This is a genomic window from Curtobacterium sp. MCBA15_013 (assembly GCF_001865095.1).
Classification (GTDB): domain Bacteria; phylum Actinomycetota; class Actinomycetes; order Actinomycetales; family Microbacteriaceae; genus Curtobacterium.
Genome location: NZ_MJGQ01000086.1, coordinates 13,054 through 29,761, shown reverse-complemented (window position 1 = coordinate 29,761; position 16,708 = coordinate 13,054). Strand labels below are relative to the sequence as shown.

The 16,708-nt window shown below is 71.9% G+C and carries 15 protein-coding genes; 2 read left to right on the top strand and 13 right to left on the bottom strand.

From position 1 onward, the window contains the following. Positions 1–3 precede the first annotated feature (3 nt). Positions 4–768: a response regulator transcription factor gene (locus BIV01_RS18305; RefSeq protein WP_374115184.1), complete on the bottom strand. Its 765-nt coding sequence runs from the start codon at positions 766–768 to the stop codon at positions 4–6. A gap of 172 nt (positions 769–940) precedes the next feature. Then, positions 941–2,200 carry a class I SAM-dependent RNA methyltransferase gene (locus tag BIV01_RS18300; RefSeq protein WP_071303768.1) on the bottom strand — a complete coding sequence of 420 codons (1,260 nt, stop codon included), beginning with the start codon at positions 2,198–2,200 and terminating at the stop codon, positions 941–943. Between the two features lie 14 nt (positions 2,201–2,214). On the opposite strand from BIV01_RS18300, the gene BIV01_RS19540 reads away from it, so the two are divergent. Then, on the top strand, positions 2,215–3,042 hold the full coding sequence (locus tag BIV01_RS19540) for a Maf family protein (protein WP_071303767.1): 828 nt from the start codon (positions 2,215–2,217) through the stop codon (positions 3,040–3,042). Positions 3,043–3,121: 79 nt separating this feature from the next. Continuing rightward, positions 3,122–4,891 carry an acetyl/propionyl/methylcrotonyl-CoA carboxylase subunit alpha gene (locus BIV01_RS18290; RefSeq protein ID WP_071303766.1) on the top strand — a complete coding sequence of 590 codons (1,770 nt, stop codon included), beginning with the start codon at positions 3,122–3,124 and terminating at the stop codon, positions 4,889–4,891. A gap of 129 nt (positions 4,892–5,020) precedes the next feature. Here BIV01_RS18290 and BIV01_RS18285 read toward each other — a convergent pair whose 3' ends face one another. The 11 genes from BIV01_RS18285 to BIV01_RS18235 all read right to left on the bottom strand — a co-directional run bounded on the left by BIV01_RS18285 (position 5,021) and on the right by BIV01_RS18235 (position 16,647). After that, the gene (locus BIV01_RS18285) at positions 5,021–5,956 is read right to left on the bottom strand and encodes a hypothetical protein (RefSeq protein WP_071303765.1); all 936 of its coding nucleotides are present in this window, start codon (positions 5,954–5,956) and stop codon (positions 5,021–5,023) included. 195 nt (positions 5,957–6,151) lie between these two features. Next, the gene (locus BIV01_RS18280; protein ID WP_071295785.1) at positions 6,152–7,816 is read right to left on the bottom strand and encodes a phospho-sugar mutase; all 1,665 of its coding nucleotides are present in this window, start codon (positions 7,814–7,816) and stop codon (positions 6,152–6,154) included. Beyond that, the gene (locus BIV01_RS18275; protein ID WP_070418448.1) at positions 7,813–8,652 is read right to left on the bottom strand and encodes a purine-nucleoside phosphorylase; all 840 of its coding nucleotides are present in this window, start codon (positions 8,650–8,652) and stop codon (positions 7,813–7,815) included. Before BIV01_RS18275 ends, BIV01_RS18280 begins: the two co-directional genes overlap by 4 nt. A 30-nt stretch (positions 8,653–8,682) precedes the next feature. Further along, complete coding sequence (locus BIV01_RS18270; RefSeq protein ID WP_070418447.1) at positions 8,683–8,961, bottom strand: PTS sugar transporter subunit IIB; 279 nt, start codon at positions 8,959–8,961, stop codon at positions 8,683–8,685. Beyond that, the gene (locus BIV01_RS18265; protein WP_070418446.1) at positions 8,958–9,404 is read right to left on the bottom strand and encodes a PTS sugar transporter subunit IIA; all 447 of its coding nucleotides are present in this window, start codon (positions 9,402–9,404) and stop codon (positions 8,958–8,960) included. The genes BIV01_RS18270 and BIV01_RS18265 overlap by 4 nt, the downstream gene beginning before the upstream one ends. Before the next feature lie 3 nt (positions 9,405–9,407). Further along, on the bottom strand, positions 9,408–10,523 hold the full coding sequence (locus BIV01_RS18260) for an adenosine deaminase (RefSeq protein WP_071295787.1): 1,116 nt from the start codon (positions 10,521–10,523) through the stop codon (positions 9,408–9,410). Positions 10,524–10,655: 132 nt separating this feature from the next. Continuing rightward, a complete protein-coding gene (locus tag BIV01_RS18255) occupies positions 10,656–11,945 on the bottom strand; it encodes a thymidine phosphorylase (RefSeq protein ID WP_071295788.1) in 1,290 nt (429 codons plus the stop codon). Positions 11,946–11,950: 5 nt separating this feature from the next. Further along, complete coding sequence (locus tag BIV01_RS18250; protein ID WP_070419511.1) at positions 11,951–12,349, bottom strand: cytidine deaminase; 399 nt, start codon at positions 12,347–12,349, stop codon at positions 11,951–11,953. Positions 12,350–12,512: 163 nt separating this feature from the next. Further along, complete coding sequence (locus BIV01_RS18245; RefSeq protein ID WP_071295798.1) at positions 12,513–13,796, bottom strand: ABC transporter permease; 1,284 nt, start codon at positions 13,794–13,796, stop codon at positions 12,513–12,515. Positions 13,797–13,801: 5 nt separating this feature from the next. After that, complete coding sequence (locus tag BIV01_RS18240; RefSeq protein WP_217637380.1) at positions 13,802–15,130, bottom strand: ABC transporter permease; 1,329 nt, start codon at positions 15,128–15,130, stop codon at positions 13,802–13,804. Further along, positions 15,127–16,647, bottom strand: a complete 1,521-nt coding sequence (locus BIV01_RS18235; RefSeq protein WP_071295789.1) for an ABC transporter ATP-binding protein — start codon at positions 16,645–16,647, stop codon at positions 15,127–15,129. Before BIV01_RS18235 ends, BIV01_RS18240 begins: the two co-directional genes overlap by 4 nt. Between the last annotated feature and the right edge of the window lie 61 nt (positions 16,648–16,708).

Genomic DNA, 16,708 nt, shown 5'->3' with positions numbered 1-16,708 from the left:
TGCTCAGCGGCCGTCGCCGTCGGGGTCGATGCCCGAGTCGAGCCCCGGCAGGATGCCGTCCTCGACCGCACGGCGGAGGAGGTCGACCTTCGTCGGTGCCGGTCGACCGACCTCGACGTACTTCACACGGATGCGGTCGAGGTACTCGCGGGCGGTGGAGTAGCCGATGCCGAGCTGCTGCGCGGCGAGCTTGAGCGGCAGGCCCGAGGCGTAGAGGTGCAGGATCTCGCGTTCGCGGCGTCCGAGCTGCGCCTTCGCGAAGTCCCGGTCGGCGTCGATCGCGCTGGCCCACTCGAGGTTGTTGAGCACGTCCCCGCGGGCGACGGTGGCGACGGCGGCCATCACGGTCTTGGTCGCCGAGGACTTCGGGATGACGCCGGCCGCCCCTGCGGCCAGTGCCTCGCGGACGTTCGCGACGCGGTCGGCGATCGAGTGCACGAGCACGGCGGAACCGGTGCCCTGCACACCCTTCACGTTCGCGGTCACGGTCGAGCCGTCGCCGAGGGACAGGTCGAGGACGACGACGTCGACCTCACGCCCACCGAGGTTCTCGATGTACTCGGGCACGCTCGCGGCGGTCAGCACCACCTCGAACCCCTCGTTCTGGCAGGCTGCCTGGATCCCGAGCCGCACGGACTCGTGGTCGTCGACGATCGCGACACGGACAGGCTTGGTCGCCAGTCCGGTCGTTCCGGTGGTGGTCGTGTCTGTTGCCACGGTGGCCTCTCTGGTCGATGCGCTCCCCGGCCCCTGAAACCGGTTCGCCATCAACGACCAAGGATACCCAGGTCGGACTCAGGCAGCGGCGCGACGCGGTCGTGACACGGCCGGTCGTCGTGCGCTCGGACACGCGTCGCGCAAATCGGCCAGGTCGGCGCGGCGCCCGCGCGACCGCCGTCGAGCGCGCGGCCGCCGCCCTGGAGGCGACCCGCGATCGACGTCAGGCGACGGGCACCAGGCGCGCCACGGCCTCGAGGTGGTGGGTGTGCGGGAAGAGGTCGAAGGCGCGCAGTGCCTCCAGGCGGTACCCGAGGTCCGCGAACGTCGCGACGTCGCGCGCCAACGCGACCGGGTCGCAGGCGACGTAGACGACCTGCGCCGGCTGGAGGGCCGCGATCTGCACGACGACCTCGCGCCCGGCACCCGAGCGCGGCGGGTCGAGCACGATCGTCCCGGCGCGGTGCCGCTGCCGCTCGCCGGCGGACAGGGTCGAGACGGTGCGCTGCAGCCAGCGGTCGACGCGGCCGGTCTCGGCGCGGGCGCCGATCCACTCGGACAGGTTCTCCTGCGCGTGCTCGGTGGCGCGCTCCGAGCTCTCGACGCTGGTGAGCTTGGCGCGCGGCCCGACGAGGTCGCCGAGCGCGGCGCCGAGCAGGCCGACACCGCCGTAGAGGTCGAGGTGCTGCCCCTCGGGGTCGAGCCGGTCGCGGTCGACGAGGTCCTGCACGGCCGCGGTCAGCACGGCCGGAGCCGCACGGTGGACCTGCCAGAAGCCGTTGTCGTCGACCGAGAACGAACGCTCCCCCACGACCTCGGTCACGACGGTCGGCTTCTGCTCGTCGATCACGAGTCGCGCGCCCTCGGAGCCGCTCGGCGCGAGGACGTCGACGACGGACGCGCCGGGCATCGCGCCGCGGCCGAGCGGTGCGCTCTCCTGCACGACCCGGCTCGCGAGCGGGAGGGACGCGACGGGCACGACGGTGTGCGACCGGGCCGCGAAGGGGCCGGCGGTGCCGTCCTCGTCGACGTGCAGGCGGACGCGGGTGCGCCAGCCGGTGCCGTTCGACTCGTCGTCGCCGGGGGCTGCCTCGACCACGACGTCGTGGCCGAGCACGGCAGCGAGGTCCGTGCGGGCGAAGCGCGCGAAGGAGTCGACGAGGACGTCGTGCTTCAGCGTGCGCTGGTGGCCGAGGGCGATGTGCCCGAACTCGGCACCGCCGGCGCGGACGGCCGGGTCGCGGTCGAGGGCGGCCTCGGGCCAGACGTGGTCGACGCGGTGTTCGCTCGGCGTCCCGACCGACACGGTGTCGGCACGCCAGAATGACTTCTTCCGGTCCTCGGTCACGCGGGCGGTCACCCGTTCGCCGGGGATCGCGTCCGACACGAACACCACCCGCCCCTCGTGCCGTGCCACCGAGATGCCGCCGTGGGCGATCCCGGTGACGTCGAGGTCGAGCAGCGTTCCGACGGATTCACCCATGGTTCGATGTTCCCATGCGTCTGTACCTCGCGAGTACCTCCCCCGCCCGCCGCGCCCTCCTCGCCCAGACCGGGATCGAGCCGGTGCTCGTCGCGCCGGGGGTCGACGAGGAACCCGCGGTCGCCGCGGCCGCCACGTCGCTCGGCCGCGACCTGACCGGACCGGAGCTGGTGGCGATGCTCGCGGTCGCCAAGGCCTCGGCCGTCGCGGACGCCCCCGTCGACGGCTCCCCGGTCGACGGCTTCGTGTTCGGCGGGGACTCCGCGTTCGAGGTCGACGGCGTGCTGTACGGCAAGCCCCACGACCCGGAGGTCGCGCGGGAACGGTGGCGGCAGATGCTCGCCGCCGGCGGCGGCACGCTCTGGAGCGGGCACTGCGTCGTGGACCGGCGCCAGGCCGCGGACGCACCCGACGCCCTGGACGCACCCGACGTCCTGGACGCACCCGATCCGGGGCCTGGAGGCGCGGGTCGGGCCGGCACCGTGCCTCCCGTCCGTACCGTGGACGCGTCGGGCGGCGGGCCGCTCGGCGCTGCTGCCTTCGTCGCGGGCGTCGCGCCCGGCGGGTCGGCGATGGTCGCCGACGGCGACCAGGTGGTGGCGGTCGACAGCGCCGTGCTCACCTTCGCCGACGACATGTCGCCCGCGGAGATCGACGCGTACGTCGCCACCGGCGAACCGCTCGAGGTCGCCGGGGCGTTCACCATCGACGGTCGGGCCGCTGCGTACATCACCCGGATCGACGGCGCACCGTCCGCCGTGGTCGGGCTCTCGCTCCCGGTGCTGCGCGCGATGCTGCTGCGGGGGTTCGGCATCGCGTGGCACGACCTCTGGGCACTGTAGACATCCACACTTCTTCGCGCCGGTTCTTTGTGGGTGCCAGTCAATTCGCGCCTCTGCCGCACGAATACGCTGACTTACCATGCCCCGTATCAGCAAGGTCCTCATCGCGAACCGCGGCGAGATCGCCGTCCGCATCATCCGCGCGGCCCGCGACGCAGGCAAGGCATCGGTCGCGGTCTACGCCGACCAGGACCGTGACGCCCTCCACGCACGCCTCGCCGACGAGGCCTACGCGCTGAACGGCACCACGAGCGCCGACACCTACCTCGTCATCGACAAGATCATCTCGGTCGCCCGACGCTCCGGCGCCGACGCCGTGCACCCGGGTTACGGGTTCCTCGCCGAGAACGCCGACTTCGCCCGCGCCGTCATCGACGCCGGGCTGACCTGGATCGGCCCCTCGCCGGAGTCGATCGAGCGCCTGGGCGACAAGGTCTCCGCTCGGCACGTGGCCGAGAAGGTCGGCGCGCCGCTCGCGCCCGGCACGATCGAGCCCGTGCAGGACGTCTCCGAGGTCTTCGACTTCGTCGACCAAGTCGGGCTGCCCGTCGCGATCAAGGCGGCGTTCGGTGGTGGCGGCCGTGGTCTCAAGGTCGTCCGCTCGCGCGACCAGGTGGAAGAGCTCTTCGAGTCGGCGACGCGCGAGGCCATCGCGGCGTTCGGCCGCGGCGAGTGCTTCGTCGAGAAGTACCTCGACAAGCCGCGCCACGTCGAGACGCAGTGCCTCGCCGACGAGCACGGCAACGTCGTCATCGTCTCGACGCGCGACTGCTCGTTGCAGCGTCGGCACCAGAAGCTCGTCGAGGAGGCGCCCGCGCCGTACCTGACGGCTTCGCAGGAGGAACGGCTGTACGAGTCGTCGAAGGCGATCCTGCGCGAGGTCGGTTACGTCGGTGCCGGCACGTGCGAGTTCCTCGTCGGCGCCGACGGCACCGTCTCGTTCCTCGAGGTGAACACCCGCCTGCAGGTCGAACACTGCGTCTCCGAAGAGGTCACCGGCATCGACCTCGTCCGCGAGCAGTTCCGCATCGCCGAGGGCGGCGTGCTCGACTACTCCGACCCGGTCGCGCGCGGGCACTCGTTCGAGTTCCGCATCAACGGCGAGGACCCGGGGCGCAACTTCTTCCCGGCGCCGGGCCCCGTGCACGCGTTCCACGCGCCGTCCGGCCCCGGTGTCCGCGTCGACTCGGGCGTCGTCTCGGGCGACGTCGTCTCCGGCTCGTTCGACTCGATGCTCGCGAAGCTCATCGTCACCGGTGCCACACGCGCCGAGGCGCTCGAGCGGTCGCGTCGTGCCCTCGCCGAGTTCGAGGTCACCGGCCTGCCGACCGTGCTGCCGTTCCACCGTGCGGTCGTGTCGGACCCGGCGTTCGCGACGCCCGACGAGACCCCGTTCAGCATCTACACGCAGTGGATCGAGACCGACTTCGTCAACGAGATCCCGGCGTGGAGCGGCTCCCCCGAGGAGCTCCCCGCACCGGCAGCCCGCGAGAGCGTGGTCGTCGAGGTGCAGGGCAAGCGCATCGAGGTCACCATGCCGTCGATCGTCGCCGGTGGCGCCGCCGGTCGTCGTCCGGCCGGGCCGTCCGCTCCGCCGAAGCGCCGGTCGTCCGGGGTCCGTGGCGGCCTGGCGTCGTCCGGCTCCGTGACCTCCCCGATGCAGGCCACCGTGGTGAAGCTCGCGGTCGCCGAGGGTGACACCGTGGTGAAGGGCGACCTGCTCGTCGTGCTCGAGGCCATGAAGATGGAGCAGCCCGTCGCTGCCCCGCGTGACGGTGTCGTCACGGGGCTGAACGCCCCCGTCGGCCAGACGATCTCGTCCGGCCACGTGCTGCTCGAGCTCGCGTAGGCGGCGGCGCCGCCGCGCCGCGCCGCGCCGCGCCGCGCCGCGCCGCGCTGCTTCGAACCACGAATCCGACATCGAACCACCGCGCCTGGTCGGTTCGATGTCGGATTCGTGGTTCCACGCGGGGGCCGCTCACCACGCGGGCGTCGTTCGGACGCCCCGCCGGACCGGGAGACCTGCCGCCGCCAGCATCGCCGGGAACGCGCCGCCGGGCACGACGTCACGCCAGATCGGCCGGATGACGCGGCGTACGTCGTCCAGCGCGCGCAGCCGATCTTCCCGCACCTTCTCCGCGATGACGACTTCTTCGACGGAGCGGCCGTTGCGCATCCCGACGTCCCGGTACTTCACGAGACCGTCGAACTCGACGATCACGCCCTGGTCCGGGAACCAGAAGTCGACCCTGCCGATGACACCGCGGTCGTCGCGGAACTCCTGCTGTTGGACCGGCGCCGGACACCCGACATCGCGCATCACGAGCAGAGCGACGCTCTCCCCCGCCGACTCCGAGGAGCCCGCCGCCAACTCCAGCACCGAACGTGCTCGTCGCCCCGCGCGAACCGGGCCGCGTGCCGCCAACTCGTCCTCGATCGCGTCGTGCTGCACGCCACGTCGGAGCGCCGCGTCCGCCACCGCGAGTGCTCGGCCACGGTCGTACCGCAGCGCGATGTCCACGACCGTGTCCACCAAGGTCGTGACGGGCAGCCCTCCGACGACGACCGGCACCACGTGTCGTCCGGCCGCAGCGGCCTTGTCCGCGAACCTCGTGCGCTGCGCGGTCCGACGCACTGGATCGAGCACGGTCACGCGTTCCGGCACCGGCTGGATCCACGGCAGTCCGTGCGCGATCGCGGCGGAGGCATGCGACACGACGGCACGAGGCGTGACGGCGTGCACCGCCGCCGCGCGCGCGAGGTGCTGCTCCCAAGCGGTCGCGCGCTCCCAGTCCTCGCGGTGGACGAAGGCGCCGTGGCCGACGCGGATCAACTGCCCGTCGCGCAACGCTCGCTGCTGCGCGCGGGCCGCGGCCGGGTCGGAGTGCACGGGGACGACGACGGGGACCACCATGGTCCGAGCCTGTCCGGGCTCGGGTCGCGCCCCGTGTCCGACGCTCGATCTGTGGAGAAGTCACGTGCTCACAACTCGCACGCGCGCAAACGTCGAATCACGTTTCCGACGTCGAACCAGCGGCACGAGCTGGTTCGACGTCGGAAACGTGGTTCGACGCGCGGCGGGCCAACGCCGCCGCCGGCGCGGCCGCGCCTACGACACCAGGGGGCGGATGTCGGCGGCGAGGGCGTCGACGAGCGACTGCGCCTCGGCGGGGCTCTCCGCGACGGTGTCGATGTAGACCTTCACCTTCGGCTCGGTCCCGCTCGGGCGGACGATCACGCGGGCGTCACCTGTCAGGTCGTAGCGGAGGATGTCCGACGGCGGGAAGCCCTCGACACCCCCGGCGTAGTCCGTCACCGACAGCACCGACAGCCCGCCGAGCGTCGTCGGCGGCGTCGACCGCAGGGACGCCATGATCGACCCGATGCGGGACAGGTCGTCCACCCGGGTCGCCACCTGCCCGGACGCGAACGCCCCGAACTCGGCCGCGAAGGCGTCGAGCTGCCCGGCGATCGACGACCCCGAGGCGGCCAGGTCCGCGGCGAGGGACAGCAGGGACAGCGCCGCCGAGATGCCGTCCTTGTCGCGGACGACCTCCGGGTCGACCAGGTAGCCGAGCGCTTCCTCGTACCCGAACAGCAGCCCGGGGACGCGGGAGACCCACTTGAAGCCGGTGAGGGTGTCGCGGTACTCCAGCCCGTGCCGCGCCGCGACCCGTGCGAGCGCCGGCGAGGACACGATCGACGCCGCGAGCGTTCCCTGCACACCGTCGTCGGACGCCCGGGCTGCAGCGCGCCACCCGAGGAGCCAGCCGACCTCGTTGCCCGAGAGCCTGCGGAAGGAACCGTCGCCGTCCGGGATCGCCAGCGCCAGCCGATCGGCGTCCGGGTCGTTCGCGATGACGAGGTCCGCACCGACAGCGACCCCGCGGGCGATCGACAGGTCCATCGCCCCCGGTTCCTCGGGGTTCGGGAACGACACCGTCGGGAACGCCCCGTCCGGCTCGATCTGCTCGGGCACGGTCACCGGCACGGCGAACCCGGCCGCCTCGAACACCGCGCGGGCGGTCTCCCACCCGACGCCGTGCATGGCCGTGTAGACGACCTTCGGCTGCGCGTCCGGAGCGAGCCCGGGCGCTGCCACCGTCGCCGCGGTGGCGGACACGTAGGCGCCGAGCAGCTCGGACGTGGCGACGGTGTAGTCGGTGGCACGGGGCAGGTCCGCGATCGAGCCCGCGGCGACGGCGTCGATCGCGGCGGCGATGTCGGCGTCGACGGGCGGGACGATCTGCGACCCCTCGTCGTCCTCGCCGAGGTAGACCTTGTAGCCGTTGTCCCGCGGCGGGTTGTGGCTCGCGGTCACCATCACCCCGGCACCGACGTCGAGGTGCCGCACGGCGAACGCCAGCACGGGCGTGGGGAGCGCCGACGGCAGCAGGGTGACCTCGAGCCCGAGGCCGCGCATGACCTCGGCGGAGTCGCGGGCGAAGACGTCCGAGTTCACCCGACCGTCGTACCCGATGACGACGCTGCGTCGACGACCGGTGTCGATGAGGAAGCGCGCGAGTCCCGCGGCGGCCTGGGTCACGACGACCCGGTTCATCCGGAGCGGTCCGTACCCGAGCTCGGCGCGGAGGCCTGCGGTGCCGAACGCCAGGCGCCCGGCGAACCGCGCGGCGAGGTCCTGCACCGCGGGATCGTCGCCGGTCGCCGCCGCGTCGATCGCCGCATCGAGCGAGGAACGGGTCTCGGGGTCCGGGTCCTGCGCGCTCCAGGCACGAGCAGCAGCGAGCACGCCGTCGACGTCGAGCTTCACGACGCGGAGCCCAGCGCGGTCACCACGCGGGCGAGCAGGTCGGCGATCACCGGCTCGGCCTCGCGCCCGGCCTCGAGCACCTCGGCGTGCGACAGCGGCGTCTTCTGGATGCCGGCGGCGAGGTTCGTGATGAGCGAGAAGCCGAGGACCTCCATGCCGGCCTGCCGCGCCGCGATGGCCTCGAGCGCGGTGGACATGCCGACGATGTGCCCGCCGATGGTCTTCGCCATCTGGACCTCGGCCGGCGTCTCGTAGTGCGGACCGCGGAACTGGGTGTAGACGCCCTCGTCGAGCGAGGGGTCCACGCCGCGAGCAACCGAGCGGAGCCGCGCCGAGTACAGGTCGGTGAGGTCGACGAACGTCGCACCCTCGAGCGGGCTGTCCGCGGTGAGGTTGATGTGGTCGCTGATGAGGACGGGCGTGCCGGGCGTCCAGTGCTCCTTGATGCCCCCGGCACCGTTCGTCAGGACCATGATCGAGGCGCCGGTCGCCGCCGCGGTCCGGACGCTGTGCACGACCCGACGGACCCCGTGGCCCTCGTAGTAGTGCGTGCGCGCCCCGATGACCAGCGCGTGCCGGCCGTCGGCGAGACGGATCGAGCGGACCGTACCGGAGTGCCCGGGGACGGCCGAAGCGCTGAAGCCGGGGACCTCGGACGCGGGGATCTCGGACACGGTCTCGCCGATGAGGTCCGCGGCCTTCCCCCACCCGGACCCGAGGGTCAGGGCGATGTCGTGGCGCTCGATGCCGGACTTCGAGGCGATGACCTCGGCGGCGTCACGCGCGACCTCGAACGGGTCGGCGGCGGGGTCGTTCAGCGGGTTCTCCGTGCTCATGCCCCAACTCTAGAGGCCACGGAACCGGCGTCAGTGTTCGCCGAGCGCCCGGTCCACCGCGGCCGTGATCTCGGCCTGGTCGAAGTGGTTCCGGATCACGATGACCTCGGCGTAGGTGGACCCGATCGCCTCGACGAACTCCTGGCTGGTGAGGATCACGTTCGCGTCGTCGGACACCTTCTGCACGGACGCGACGTCGGCCGCCACGACGGACGCGGTCAGCCCGAGCGCCGCGAGGGCCTTCTCGGCGTTCACCTTGAGGATCGCGCTGGAACCGATGCCCGCGCCGCAGATGGTGACGATCTTCATGCGGTGACCCCCATGATCGCGCGGACCTCGTCCGCGGTGGCGGCATCGGCGATCCGACCGGTCACCGAGGCGTCGTTGAACAGGTTCGCGATCTCCCCGATCGACTCGAGGTGGGTGCCGACCCCGGCGACCGCGAGCCCGAGGACCACGCGGACCGGATCGTTGTGCGGGTGCCCGAACGACACCGGCGCGTCGAGCGTCACGACGGACAGCCCGTCACGCAGCACCGCGGGCCCCGGCCGGGCGTGCGCGAACGCCAGCCCGGGCGAGATGACGATGTACGGCCCGTGTTCCTCGACCAGGCCGATCATGGCGTCGGTGTACGGCTCGGTGGCCGCTCCCGACGACACGAGGGCACCGCCGGCCAGCCGGAGCGCGTCGCGCCACGAGGACGCGGTCGCCCCGAGCACGACGGCGGAGTCCGGCAGCGGCGGCAGTGGCATGCGTCAGGCCTCCTGGTGGCCGGCCGTGATGGTGGCGATGATCTCTTCGCGGTCCTCGAGCGGCAGGAACGAGCCGAGCGCCGCGTTGATCTGGAACGCCGCGAGGTCGTCGAGGTCGTAGCCGAACGTGCCCGCGAGCAGTGCGAGCTCCTTCGAGAGCGAGGTGTCGCTCATCAGGCGGTTGTCGGTGTTCACCGTGACCCGGAAGCCGAGCTGGTAGAGCACGTCGAAGGGGTGGTCGGCGAGGTCGTCGCCCCACGCCGCGACGGCCCCGGTCTGCAGGTTCGACGACGGCGAGACCTCGAGCGGGATCTCACGGTCGCGCACCCACGAGGCGACCTCGCCGAGGGAGGCGAGCGTCGAGCCGTCACCGGCGTCGGACAGGACGACGTCCTCGAAGATGCGGACGCCGTGGCCGAGGCGCAGTGCCCGCCCGTCGACGAGCGCGGAGCGGATCGAGGCGAGCCCGTCGGCCTCGCCCGCGTGCACCGTCACGGGGAAGAGCTCGGAGGCGAGGTAGTCGAACGCAGCACGGTGGTTCGAGGGCGGGAACCCGGCCTCGGCCCCGGCGATGTCGAAGCCGACGACGCCGGCGTCGCGGTGCCGGACGGCGAGCTCGGCGATCTCGAGGGCGCGGTCGGCGTGGCGCATCGCCGTGACGAGCTGGCCGACGCGGATGCTGCCGCCGGCGGCGGCGTCGACCGCTTCCTCGATGCCGGCCTGCACGGCCTCGACCGCCTGGTCGAGCGTGAGCCCGCCCTGCAGGTGCTGCTCGGGCGCCCAGCGGACCTCGCCGTAGACGACGCCGTCGGCGACCAGGTCCTCGACGAACTCCTTCGCGATGCGGTGCAGCTGCGGCGCCGTCTGCATCACCGAGATCGTGACGTCGAAGGTCTTCAGGTACTCGACGAGCGAGCCGGAGTTCGACTGGTCGGCGAACCACTGCCCGAGCTCGGCCGGGTCGGTGGTCGGCAGGGTGACGCCCGCGGCACCGGCGAGCTCGACGATCGTCGCCGGGCGCAGGCCACCGTCGAGGTGGTCGTGCAGCGAGACCTTCGGCAGGTCGTTGATGACCGCTCCGGCGTCGGGCAGGCGGTAGGTCGTGGCGTCGGAGCTCATGCACCCAGGCTATCGGTGGTCACCGACCCCGCGCAGGCACCTGTGCACAACAGACGACGGGACCCACTGGAGGCTCTCCACAGCCGGGCAGGCAGCCGCAGCCCGGCCGGTGGCCGGTCCCACGGCCGGGGTTCAGCCCGCGATGCGCTCGCGCACGATCGGCCCACGCAGAGGCGCCTCGGTGCCGATCGACCACGCACCCTCGAGCGACTCGAGCGCCCGCGGGATCCTCGACGCGTCGTCGGTGTGCAGCGTCCAGAGCGGCTGCCCCGCGGCGACGGTGTCACCGGGCTTGACGTGCAGCTCGATGCCCGCCCCGGCCTGCACCGGGTCCTGCGCGCGCGCACGGCCGGCACCCAGGCGCCAGGCCGAGACGCCGAACGGCAGGGCGTCCTGCTGCGCGAGCACGCCCGACGACGGCGCGGTGACGACGTGCTGCTCGCGGGCGACCGGCAACGCGGCTGCGGGGTCCCCGCCCTGCGCCTGGATCATCCGCCGCCAGGTGTCCATCGCTCGGCCGTCGGCCAGTGCGGCGGCAGGGTCGGCGTCCGGCAGCCCGGCCAGCGTGAGCATCTCGGTCGCCAGCGCCACGGTCAGCGCGACGACGTCGGCTGGACCCCCGCCCGCCAACACGTCGACCGACTCCCGCACCTCGAGCGCGTTGCCGATCGTCAGCCCGAGCGGGACCTCCATGTCGGTCAGCAGCGCCGAGGTCTTCACCCCGGCGTCGTTCCCGAGGTCGACCATGGTCTGCGCGAGCTCGCGCGACGCCTCGTACGAGGGCATGAACGCCCCTGACCCGAACTTCACGTCGAGCACGAGCGCACCCGTGCCCTCGGCGATCTTCTTCGACATGATGCTCGACGCGATGAGCGGGATGCTCTCGACGGTGCCGGTGATGTCCCGCAGGGCGTAGAGCTTCTTGTCGGCCGGCGCCAGGCCGGTACCGGCGGCGCAGATGACCGCGCCCACGTCGGTCAGCACCTCGAGGAGACGGTCGTTCGACAGCGCCGCCTGCCACCCGGGGATCGACTCGAGCTTGTCGAGCGTCCCGCCGGTGTGCCCGAGCCCGCGGCCCGACAGCTGGGGTACCGCGACCCCGAACGACGCCACGAGGGGCGCCAACGGCAGCGTGATCTTGTCGCCGACGCCACCGGTCGAGTGCTTGTCGACCGTCGTCTTGCCGAGCGACGAGAACGACATCCGCTCCCCCGACGCGATCATCGCGAGCGTGAGGTCCTTGATCTCGCGCCGCTCCATCCCGTTCAGGAAGATCGCCATCGCCATCGCCGCCATCTGCGGGTCCTCGACGTAGCCGCGCGTGTAGGCATCGACGAGCCAGTCGACCTCGGCGGTGCTCAGGGCGCCCCCGGAGCGCTTCGTGCGGATGAGGTCGACGGTGTCGAACGGCTCGACGGCCATGTGGATCAGTGCTCCTGCTGGTAGGTGGCGAGGGTCCGCGGCCCGAAGGCGTCCGGCAGGACCTCGTCGATGGTGCGGATGCCGGAGACGGTCTCGAGCAGCATGCCCTCGGTGGAGTGCTCGAAGAGCAGCTGGCGGCACCGGCCGCACGGCATCAGGGTCGCCCCGTCGCCGTCGACGCACGTGAACGCCACGAGCTTGCCGCCGCCGGTCATGTGCAGCTGCGAGACGAGCGAGCACTCCGCGCAGAGCGTCACCCCGTAGGACGCGTTCTCGACGTTGCAGCCGGACACGATCCGGCCGTCGTCGGTGAGCGCCGCGGCTCCCACGGGGAACGACGAGTACGGCGCGTAGGCGTGCCCCATCGCAGCCGTCGCGGCGGTCCGCAGGGCGGTCCAGTCCACGTCGGACGGGAGGCGCGGCTCGGCCCCCGTCCCGTCGGCGGCGGTCCGGCCGCCGCGCCCGTCCAGGGCCGTGGCCGGGTCCGCCCAGGCGGTCGCGTCGGTGGACGCGACCCGGTCGTCGCCCGAAGCGTGCGTGTCGGTCATGTGCCGTGCCTCCTGGCCGTCAGCTCTTGATGTACGGCTTGCCGGCCGCCGCGGGACCGCGCACCTGCCCGACCAGGCCGGCGACCGCGAGGATCGTCACCACGTACGGGAGCATGAGCAGGAACTCGCTCGGGACGGGCGAACCCTGGACGACGCTGAGCGCGTTCTGCAGGTTGGACGCGAACCCGAACAGCAGGGCCGCGAGCATCGCACGGATCGGGTCCCAGCGACCGAAGATCACGGCGGCGAGCGCGATGTAGCCAGCGCCGGCGGTCATGTCCTTCGTGAAACCGCCGACCGCGTCGAGCGTGAAGTACGCACCGCCGAGACCGGCGATGGCGCCCGCGAGCGAGACGTTCCAGAACCTGGTGCGGTTCACGTTGATACCGACCGTGTCCGCGGCCTGCGGATGCTCGCCGACGGAGCGGAGGCGCAGGCCCCACCGGGTCTTGAAGAGCCCGAACGTGACCACCGCCACCGCCACGTACGCCAGGTACACCACGACGGTCTGCTCGAAGAAGATCGGGCCGATGATCGGGATCTGGTGCAGCAGCGGGATCTCGAGCTTCGGGAAGCGCAGGCCCACGTTGAGCGTCGACGCGTTCGGCGAGAGCACCTGCGAGTACAGGAAGCCGGTCAGCCCGGAGACGAAGGCGTTGATGACGACACCGACGATCACCTGGTCGACGAGGTACTTGATGCTGAACGCCGCGAGGATGAACGACACCAGGACACCGGCGACGACGGCACCGACGAGGCCCGCCCACGGTGTACCCGTCACCGACGCGACGAGCGCCGAGGTGAACGCACCGGCGAGGAACTGGCCCTCGATGGCGATGTTCACGACCCCGACACGCTCCGAGATCACGCCGCCGAGGGCGCCGAACACGAGCGGGACGCTCAGACCGAGCGCGCCCACGAGCATGCCCGGAATCGTGATCGAGTCACCCGCGACGGCCCAGGCGAGGAAGCCCACGACGAACACGATCGCGAACAGCGCGGTCACCCAGAGGCGGACCCGACGGAACGCGCGCGTCTCGACGACCGCGTAGACGGTGGCGAGTGCGAGGAGCACGATGACGACGACGCCCGTAGCCGTGGACGGCAGCGGAAGGTTCGGCAGAGCGAAGAAGTCACCCTTGGAGGACAGGCGGAACGTGGCCGTGCCCGGTCGGTGTGCGACGCCGAAGAGCAGCAGCGCGATCACGGTGAAGACGCCGTACCCGATCGCGGCCTTCCAGCTGCGGGTCGTCTCGAGGCCGCGGCCTTGCGCGGGGAGCGCGGGGACCGCGGTGGGGGTCATGGTGCTCACGCGGCGACCGCCTTCTTGCTCTGCTTGTTGCGGGTTCGGCGACGAGCACCCGGCTGCGGGATCCGGAAGATCGCGCGGACGAGCGGCGGCGCCGCGATGAAGAGGACGATGAGGGCCTGGATGACGCCCACGATGTCGATCGGGATGCCGTTCGCGGCCTGCATGGCGTAGCCGCCGTTCTTCAGCACGCCGAACAGGATCGCGGCCCAGAACACGCCCCACGGCTTCGACCGGCCGAGCAGCGCCACGGTGATGGCGTCGAACCCGATGCCGGCGTCGATGCCGGAGGTGAACCCGGTCGTGACCGCGCCCTGCACCTGGTACGCGCCGGCGATGCCGACGAGGGCACCGGAGATGACGAGGACCCAGATGGTCAGGGACGGCACGCTCATGCCCGCCACGCGCGCGGCACGCGGGTTCTCACCGATGGTGCGGAAGCGGAAGCCGAGCGAGGACTTGTTCACGAGCCACCACACGACGACGACCGCGATGATCGCCACGACGAAGCCGAGGTCCACGCCGTAGCGCACCCCGAACAGCGGCGGGAGCACCGCGCTGTCCTTCGTCGCGGGCGAGATCGGGTTCGGGCTGCCCGGCGCCTGCAGCAGGCCCGGCGTGCGGAGCAGGTAGCTCACGAGGTACAGCGCGACGTAGTTGAGCATGATCGTGAGGACGACCTCGTTGGCACCCGTCCGCGCCTTGAGGACGCCGACGATCCCGGCCCACACCGCACCGCCGACGATGCCGGCGATGATCGTGAGCGGGATGTGGATCGCCGCGGGGCCGTCGAACGAGAAGCCGACCCAGCCGGCCGCCGCGGCGCCCATCAGGATCTGGCCCTGGCCGCCGATGTTGAACAGGCCGGCGCGGAACGACAGCGCGATGCCGAGACCGGCCGCGATGAGCGGCACGGCGTAGTCGATCGAGCGGGTCAGCGGCACGATGGCCTGCTGGAAGCTCGACGCGCCGAAGTTGACGACGGACCCCTCGAACAGCGACGCGTACGCCCCGCCGACCGCGGTACCGATCGCCCGGAAGGTGTCGGCCGGACGGGCGAAGAAGTACCCGGCGGCCGAGCGGACGTTCTCGTCGGTGATGGCGATGAGGATGCCGCACGCGACGAGGGCGAGCACGACGGCGAGGACCGTGACGAGCGCGGAGCCGTTGACGATGCCCTGCAGTGCGGCCTGCCAGCGGTCGCCGCCCTGGCGTCGCTCGGTGTCCTCGGCGGAGTCCGTCATGAGGTGCGGGGTGGACTCGACGTCCTGCAGGCGGTCGTCGGTCAGCGGTGCGTCCGGCTGCGTGTTGTCTGGCGTGTTGCTCACGCTGCCAGCTCCGTTCCTTCTGGGAGTTCCCCGGCCATCATCAGGCCGAGGACGTCGCGCGGGGTGTCCGCGGGGACGATGCCGACGATCCCGCCGCGGTACATCACGGCGATCCGGTCGGCGAGCGCCACGACCTCGTCGAGCTCCGTGGAGACGACGATGACCGGGACACCGGTGTCGCGGGTGGCGACGATGCGCTTGTGCACGAACTCGATCGACCCGACGTCGATGCCGCGGGTCGGCTGCGCCGCGACGAAGAGGCGCAGGTCGCGGCTCAGCTCGCGGGCGAGGACGATCTTCTGCTGGTTGCCGCCGGACAGCCGGCCGGCCGCGGTGGTGCGGCTCGGCGTGCGGATGTCGAACTCGGCGATCTTCTCGTCGGCGAACGCGTCGCGCTCCGCCGATCGGATCGTGCCGGCGCGGACGAACTCGGCGTGGTCGGCACGGTCGAGCATGAGGTTCTCGGCGATGGTGAACTCGCCGACGAGCCCGTCTTCCTTCCGGTCCTCCGGGACGAAGCCGACGCCGGCGTCGAGGATCTGCTTGACGGTGCGGCCGGTGAGCTCGCGCCCGTCGAGCGTGACGCGGCCGGCGTGCACCGGCTCGAGGCCGAGGATCGCCTCGGTCAGCTCGGTCTGCCCGTTGCCCTGCACCCCGGCGATGGCGAGGACCTCGCCGCGCCGGACCGTGAACGAGACGTCGTCGACGAGGACGATGCCGGACGGGTCGGTGACGGTCAGCCCGTCGACGACGAGCGCGTCCTCACCACCGGTGGCCGGTGCCTTGTCGACGACGAGGGAGACGGCACGGCCGACCATGAGCGCCGCGAGCTCGTTGTTCGTCGCGGTGGGCGATGCCTCGCCGACGACCTTGCCGAGGCGGATCACGGTGATGCGGTCGGCGACCTCGCGGACCTCGCGCAGCTTGTGGGTGATGAACACGATCGCGGTGCCGGCCGCACGGAGCTGCCGCATGATGCCCATCAGCTCGTCGGTCTCCTGCGGGGTGAGGACGGCCGTCGGCTCGTCGAACACCAGGACCGAGGCGTCGCGGGACAGCGCCTTGATGATCTCGACCCGCTGCTGGACACCGACGGGGAGGTCCTCGACCTTGGCGTCCGGGTCGACGTCGAACCCGAAGCGCTCGGAGATCTCCCGCACGCGCTTGCGGGCGCCGGCGAGGTCGAGCCGGCCGCCGAACGCGGTCTGCTCCTGGCCGAGCATGACGTTCTCGGCGACGGTGAAGACGGGGACGAGCATGAAGTGCTGGTGCACCATGCCGATGCCGGAACGCATGGCGTCACCGGGTCCGTCGAAGTCCTGGACGACGTCGTCGAGGAGGATCTCGCCCTCGTCCGCCTGGTACAGGCCGTACAGGACGTTCATCAGGGTCGACTTGCCGGCGCCGTTCTCCCCGAGGAGACAGTGGACCTCACCGGGCTCGACGGTGAGCGAGATGTGGTCGTTGGCGACGAGGGGGCCGAACCGCTTCGTGATGCCGCGGAGTTCGAGCTTCATGTTCTCTGGGTCTGTTTCTGTGATCGACGCACGGAAACGCGGGCGAGGGAGGTTCCCCCGC

Coding starts and splice junctions, on each gene's coding strand:
- BIV01_RS18305 (WP_374115184.1), bottom strand. CDS start 768: ATGGCGAACCGGTTTCAGGGGCCGGGGAGCGCATCGACCAGAGAGGCC.
- BIV01_RS18300 (WP_071303768.1), bottom strand. CDS start 2,200: ATGGGTGAATCCGTCGGAACGCTGCTCGACCTCGACGTCACCGGGATC.
- BIV01_RS19540 (WP_071303767.1), top strand. CDS start 2,215: ATGCGTCTGTACCTCGCGAGTACCTCCCCCGCCCGCCGCGCCCTCCTC.
- BIV01_RS18290 (WP_071303766.1), top strand. CDS start 3,122: ATGCCCCGTATCAGCAAGGTCCTCATCGCGAACCGCGGCGAGATCGCC.
- BIV01_RS18285 (WP_071303765.1), bottom strand. CDS start 5,956: ATGGTGGTCCCCGTCGTCGTCCCCGTGCACTCCGACCCGGCCGCGGCC.
- BIV01_RS18275 (WP_070418448.1), bottom strand. CDS start 8,652: ATGAGCACGGAGAACCCGCTGAACGACCCCGCCGCCGACCCGTTCGAG.
- BIV01_RS18270 (WP_070418447.1), bottom strand. CDS start 8,961: ATGAAGATCGTCACCATCTGCGGCGCGGGCATCGGTTCCAGCGCGATC.
- BIV01_RS18265 (WP_070418446.1), bottom strand. CDS start 9,404: ATGCCACTGCCGCCGCTGCCGGACTCCGCCGTCGTGCTCGGGGCGACC.
- BIV01_RS18260 (WP_071295787.1), bottom strand. CDS start 10,523: ATGAGCTCCGACGCCACGACCTACCGCCTGCCCGACGCCGGAGCGGTC.
- BIV01_RS18255 (WP_071295788.1), bottom strand. CDS start 11,945: ATGGCCGTCGAGCCGTTCGACACCGTCGACCTCATCCGCACGAAGCGC.
- BIV01_RS18245 (WP_071295798.1), bottom strand. CDS start 13,796: ATGACCCCCACCGCGGTCCCCGCGCTCCCCGCGCAAGGCCGCGGCCTC.
- BIV01_RS18235 (WP_071295789.1), bottom strand. CDS start 16,647: ATGAAGCTCGAACTCCGCGGCATCACGAAGCGGTTCGGCCCCCTCGTC.